Annotated in this window: 2 protein-coding genes; both read right to left on the bottom strand. The window is 51.1% G+C overall.

Going from position 1 to position 7,231, the window contains the following annotated elements:
* A partial coding sequence (locus tag BP95_RS32575; RefSeq protein ID WP_028532706.1) for a non-ribosomal peptide synthetase occupies positions 1–5,377 on the bottom strand: 5,377 nt, incomplete at its 3' end.
* A 261-nt stretch (positions 5,378–5,638) separates the two neighbouring features.
* Positions 5,639–7,231 (bottom strand): condensation domain-containing protein (locus tag BP95_RS30560; RefSeq protein WP_036667187.1); only part of this gene is annotated, 1,593 nt, incomplete at its 5' end.

The raw sequence follows: 7,231 nt of genomic DNA, 5'->3' as shown, positions 1-7,231 counted from the left end.
CTCTCCGATCGATCTTCCCATTCGGCGTCAGCGGCAGCCGCTCCAACTGTACGAAGTAGGACGGAATCATGTAGCCTGGCAGCTCCTGCGACAATGCTTGCCGCAGCTCGCCTGCCGTGAGCGAGCGCTCTGCCGCGAAATACGCGCACAGCTGCTTCTGGCCCGCATGATCTTCCAGTGCCACCACGGTCGCCTCCTGTACCGCCGGTACATGCAAGAGCTGCGATTCCACCTCGCCCAGCTCAATGCGGAAGCCCCGAATTTTTACCTGATGGTCGCTTCGGCCCACATACTCAATGCTGCCGTCTGGAAGCCAGCGCGCTACGTCACCTGTCTTGTACAGCCGCTCACCAGGGGCGAACGGGTTATCTAGGAACTTCTCCTCAGTTAAGTCCGTTCTTCCCCAGTACCCGCGTCCGACACATGCCCCAGATACGTAGAGCTCACCCTTCACGCCGATCGGCTGCAGCTCGAAGCTGTCGTTCACGATGTAAATGCTCGTGTTCGCGATCGGCTTTCCGATTGGCGGCAGACCAACCTCGATAACTTCCGGCGTCATCGTATAGGTCGTCACGACATGAGTCTCCGATGGCCCATAATGGTTATGCAGGCAGATATCGAGTCGCTTCAAGCACGCCTGCACTTGCGGTGTCACGACCAACTGCTCGCCCGCCGTAATGATATGGCGAACGCAGCGCGGGAACGCTTCTGCCCACTCCGGCTCGGCGAAGATGAATTTCAGGAACGCCACTGGAATGTACATCACGTCGATTTCATGCTTTTCGATTTCCTGGAACAAGCGTACCGGATCCTTGCGCATCTCATTGTCGACCATATACAAGCTTCCACCGAACAGGAGCGCTGAGAACATTTCCTGATAGCATACATCGAAGCTGCCAGACGCATATTGCAATATCCGCGAAGGCATCGGAATGTTCGTGCCATTCTGCTGATAATGCAGCAGGTTAACCATGTTGCCGTGCTCCAGCATGACCCCTTTCGGATTGCCCGTCGTGCCGGATGTGTAGATGATATAGAGCAGGTTGGACGGTTTGCTGCCATTCGGTACGTCAGCTCCGTCGCCTTGGTACAGAGACTTATCGCGTACATCAATTAGGCGGACGTCATCAGAAATGATCCCTGGTAGCTCCGATTGCGCCAAAACCAGCTTAGCCCCGCTGTCTGCCAACATGTAGCGAATACGCGTCTCTGGATATTCGGGATCGATCGGTACGAATGTGCCCGATGCTTTGAGTACGGCTATCACTGCGACGACTGTATCCAGCGTTCGCTCGACAATAATGCCGACAGGCTGCTCTGCGGTCACCCCATACTCACGCAGCTTCCACGCTAGCTGATTCGCCTTACGGTTCAGCTCTCCGTAGCTTAATTGCTCGCTGCCAGAGACGACAGCAACAGCATCCGGTGTCCGCTCCACCTGTTCCGCAAACAGTTCATGAACCGTCTTGTCACTTGAGTACTCCATAACCGTACCATTGAATTCATGTTGCAGTTGAGCCTTCTCCTCGCTGGTTACCATTTGCAGTGATGAGATTGCTGCTTGCGGATTATGAGTCATGCTTCCAACGACCTGCAGGAAATGGCCGCAAAGCCTTTCAATGGTCGATCGATTGTACAATGCTGTTGCATACTCCATGGTGCAGTAGAGTCCATCGCCATCTTCTGTTACGGTCAGATTCAAGTCGAACTTAGCCATGCCGTATTCAGCACCGTATGGCTTCACCTGAAGACCATCCAGATCGAATTCCCGATGCTCTGTATTCTCAAGGGCGAACATCGTGTCGAACACCGGATGACGACTCATATCTCGCGAAATTTGCACGTTCTCCACGAGTTCCTCGAACGGATAGTCCTGATGCTCGAACGCTCCCAGCGTCGTTTCTTTGATTTCCTCCAAGTAGGTAAGCACAGACTTGGTTCCTGAAGGATAATTGCGAATCGCCAGCGTGTTGACGAACATACCGATAAGCGGCTGCACATCGTCATGCGTTCGACCCGCAATCGGTGTTCCTACAACAATGTCTTCCTGGCCTGAATACTTGTGAAGGATGATCGTGTATGCCGCTAGCAGCACCATGTACAAGGTCGTTCTCGTATCGGCGGCTAATTTCCTCAATTCTTGGCTCTGCTCGCGATCAAGCGAGAACTCGAACAGCGCACCATCATGACTCTGTACAGCAGGACGTACATAATCAGTAGGCAGCTCAAGCACAGGAAGTACGCCTTCCATTTGCTGCAACCAATAAGTTTCTTGGCGCTTCAACTGCTCGATCTGCTCCTCGGAACGTTGCCACGCAGCAAAGTCCTTGTACTGAATGCGAAGCGGCTCAAGCTCATTCCCACTGTATAAGCTTGTGAATTCCTCGATCATAATGCCAATTGACGTGCCGTCCGAAATGATATGGTGCATGTCGAACAGGAGAATGTGACGCTGAGGAGCAAGCTCAATCAGCCCCGCCCTGAACAGTGGCGCTGTGGACAGATCGAAAGCGCGAATGAATTGCCGGATTTGCTCCTCGACTTCCGACCTTTCCAGGGCTGACATCTCTTCCACTACAAAATCAACAGTCGGATAAATGCGCTGCACAGGTTCTCCATTCACCATTTCAAAGCCGGTGCGAAGCGTTTCGTGACGTGTGATCAGCTGACGGAAAGCATACTCCAATCGGTTCCGGTCAACATCACCCTCAAGCAGTAATGCCCCTGGCATGTTATAGCTCTGCTCAGCTCCTTCCAGCTGATGCAAAATGAACAATCGCTTCTGCACCGAAGATACCGGATATACATCCTTCTCCTCAACTGTCGGGATGGGTGCGAATTTGCGTCCTTGAGCATCTTCCATGAGCGCGGCCATCGCTTCCAAAGTAGGATTGCGGAACACATCGCGCAGAGACAGGCTGATATTCTCTTCTTTGTGCAGCTTGCTGACCAGTGTCGTCGCTCGTAATGAATGGCCGCCCAGCTCGAAGAAATGATCCTTTGCACCGACTCGGCTTAGACCGAGCACTTCCTGCCAGACTCTCGCAAGCCGAATTTCCTGTTCACTTCTAGGCGCCACATATTCCGTCTCTGCTTGTACGTGCTCTTCCGGTTCTGGCAGGGCTTTGCGATCTACCTTGCCGTTAGTCGTCAACGGCATCTGTTCAAGCTGAATGAAGTATGCCGGAATCATATAACTAGGCAGTTCATTGGCAAGCATTGTTCTAATCTCGCCTGCAGGAAGCAGACGATCTGCTACATAATATGCGCACAGCTGCTTCTCTCCGTCCTCGTGGCCTCGGACGACAATCGTCGCCTTCTGAATCGGCGCCACTTTGAGCAGCTGCGCCTCTACTTCCCCAATCTCGATGCGATGACCTCTGATTTTCACCTGATCATCCATTCGGCCAACATATTCAATCGTTCCGTCCGACAGCCATCTCGCCAAGTCCCCAGTACGATACATGCGCTCTCCCGGTACGAACGGATTATCAACGAATTTCTGTGCAGTCAGTTCTGGACGGTTCAAATATCCGCGAACTAACCCTTCTCCCGCTACACACAGCTCACCGGATACCCCTATCGGCTGTAAATCATTTCGTTCATTGACGATATAAATGGCTGTATTACTAATTGGACGACCGATAGGTACACTTACGGCTCGCTCCGGAATCTCTGTCACATCATGCCATGTCGCATATACCGTGCTTTCAGAAGGGCCGTAGGCATGCTTCAGTCTTCCCGGACCTGTCTGTTCAAGTGCTTTACGGACATGCGCGACAGAGGAGCGCTCGCCTCCGAACAATATCGCGCGGATATGACGCAGGCAGGATACGTTTACGTCAACAAGAACATTGAAATAAGCGGTAGTAATCAGCATGACCGATATTTGCTCCGTTTCGATCAGCTCCGCCAGCTTGCGTGCATCAAGCAATGTATGATGAGGAACAAGAACCAGTTGGGCCCCATTCGTTAATGCCCCGAAAATATCGAATGCGGAGCCATCGAAAGAATAACTCGATAATTGCAGTACCTTATCCTGCTCCGTAATTTCGATATAGTTGGTATTCTTCACGATGCGTACGATATTGCGGTGTGTCGTCAGGTTACCTTTGGGATTACCCGTTGTCCCCGAAGTGTAGATGACGCAAGCCAAATCTACAGCTGTACTCTTCGATTCCAACTTCGAAGCATCCTCATGATAAGACTGCTCATCGTCAAGTATAAGGAGTCTAGCTGCTGATTCCGTATTTGGCACACGATTCTGCAAATGCTGCTGAACCAGAATGACACGAGCACCCGAATCTTCCAGCATGTAGCGAACGCGCTCCTCCGGATATTCCGGATCAATCGCGACGTAGCCGCCTCCCGCCTTCAAAACGGCAAGCATCCCAACAATCATGTCGATCGATCTTTCAGCCATGAGCCCAACTAGTGCTTCTGGCTGCACACCTTCAGATCTAAGTGTTCTGGCAAGGCGATTCGCCCGGGTATTCAGCTCACGATACGTCAGCTTGGTATCTTCATAAGAAACCGCGATTGCCTCTGGCTGTCGCTCCGCATGTTCCTCAATGAACTGATGTAGCGTTGCTTGACGAGGGAAATCCGTCCACACATCATTAAATTCATGAAGGAGGCGATGCTTCTCATCTTCGGACAATAACACGGCATTGCCGATAGGCTGGTCCGGCTGGAATAACACAAAATGAAGCAGTCGGAAAAAATGTTCGAATAGAGTAGCAATATAGGAGGCGTCATAGCGGCTTTCATCATAAAGCACCTCCAAATGAAGGCCATCGTCCTTCGCATCGAATCGGAATATGACGTCAGAGCTGACACTAAGGTCGATAGAAGCGGTATGTATGGCTGAATAAGACACTATCGTATTCATCACCGGAAGTCCGTTCGTGTCCATCTCCAGGTTTAGGTTGTGTACCATCTTCCGAAACGGAAGATGACGATGCTCCAATGCTCCTCCGACAGCTGTCTTAATTGACCCCAATACGGAACGGAAGCTGCTTCCGCGTGTCAAATTCGTCTTCATAATGAGTACGTCACGAGGTGATGACTCATCATCCGATTCATCCATCGTCGGCATGCCTACAAGCACATTTTCTCGGTTCGTATAATGGTGGAGCAAGCAAGTGGCCCCTGCCAATCCAATCATGTACAGGGCAATATCCGAACCGTTCGCAAGGGTGTTCATTCTGTCTGACAGATCTGTTGGGAGTGCTCGGATCATAGACACTTTGGCGGCTTTCGTATCCGCGTTCGCTTCTCTTCCGTGTGTACTGCAATATGGCAAGATGCTCATGCTGTCATCCGAATCAAACATCCCATTCCAATAGGCTTCTTCTTTCTCATATACCGACTTCATTCGTGAACCTCCCTGTCTTAACGGGTGTAATGAAATAGGAGAGCGCGTTCCTGCAGCGGCCACGCGCTCCCGCAATTACACAGTTCCAAGCTCAGCATGTATCGCTTGTGTACATGTACAAATGTAGAACAAGGTTGTGCACCTAGTTAACCAAATTGATAGAGCTGCAACCCTAGCTATGATCGTTAGATAAGCGCGGTTTCTCAGTGTGGAGGCGGTAAGGCGTTGCTGCCTTACCGCAATACCTGCTGCCAGCACATTTTAGAACGCGAACTCGATCGTATCGATCTTGCTCTTTTCCTGTGTCTGCTGTCCACTTATCGAAATATCTTGAATGCGGATGCGAGGGTTCTCGCATACTTGGGACAGGATTGACAAGTAATCTCTCATCATTCTGTGTATGCCAGCTGCTTTGAACAGCTTGGAAGCATACAAGAAGCTTCCCTTCATCCCATCGTCTTCTTCCGATACAGACAGCGTCAGATCGAACTTCGCGCTGACCGAGTCATTTGTCACGTAAGGCGATATCGTCAATCCACCAATTCCGGCTTCACGCTCCTCCGTATTCTGGAGGACGAACACCGTATCGAACAGCGGATTGCGGCTTGTCTCCCACTGCAGCTTCAAGAGGTCAATCAGTTCCTCGAATGGATACTCCTGATGTTCGAATGCCCCTAATGTTGACTCCTTCACCTCTGCCAAGAACGATTGGAACGTTTTATCGCCCTGCGGACGGTTACGAATCGCGAGGGTATTGACGAACATACCGATCAATGGCTCCAAATCGGCATGATTGCGACCCGCAACAGGAGTACCGACAATAATGTCTTCCTGACCGCAATATTTGGATAACAGAATCTGATAGGCGGACATTAAGACCATGTACAGCGTGCACTCATGATTAGAAGCAAGTTGGTTCAGCTGGCCCGTCACAACCGGGTTAATTTCGAATTCGATCTGCTCCCCTTCGAAGCTGCGAACCGCCGCTCTATCATAATCCAACGGCAACTCTGTGTTCGGAAGATCGCCTTGCAGCATACTCATCCAATAGTCTTCTTGGTGCTTCAGCCTCTCAAGATTCTCACTCGCCTGCTGCCATACCGCATAATCCTTGTACTGGATACGCAGCGGCGGCCGTTCTTCATTCGCATACAATCGAGTAAATTCATCAACTAAATTGCTCATTGAGGCACCGTCAGAAATGATATGGTGCATATCAAAGACGAGAATATGCCGATCCTGCCCAACTTCGAACAACCCGACCCGCAATAATGGCGGATGCTCCAGGTCGAACGGTCGGATAAATTGTCCAATCATCTCCGGAACTTCGTCCTCGGATACCTGTCTGTAGTCAATAGCGAATTCCGTATTGCGATGGATACGCTGCATCGGCTCGCCGTCTACCATCTCAAAGCCAGTACGTAAAGTCTCGTGACGAGCGATGAGCTTCAAAAATGCTGTCTGGAATTGATCTCGATTCAGCTGTCCTTCAAGCACCAGCATGCCAGGCATATTGTAGCTGAGCTCGCTTCCTTCCAGCTGGCTCATGATATAGAGTCGCAACTGAGCCGAAGATAACGGGTAGTATTCTTGCTCCTCGGCAATCGGAATGGCTGTATACCATGAGGTCTCCATTTGCGAGATTGCTTGAGACATCTCCTCGATAGTCGGATGACGGAACACACCTCTTAACGGGAAGTTGACGTTCATTTCCTTGTACAGCCTGCTCACCAGCGTCGTTGCCCGCAGCGAGTGGCCGCCCAGCTCGAAGAAGTTGTCCTTCACGCCTACGCTTGGTAACCCCAATACATCCTGCCAAATGCGTGCAAGTCTTGCTTCCGTATCTGTACGCGG

This window comes from Paenibacillus sp. UNC217MF (assembly GCF_000686865.1).
Taxonomy (GTDB): Bacteria; Bacillota; Bacilli; order Paenibacillales; family Paenibacillaceae; genus Paenibacillus_B; species Paenibacillus_B suaedae.
This window is presented reverse-complemented; position numbering and strand designations above follow the sequence as displayed.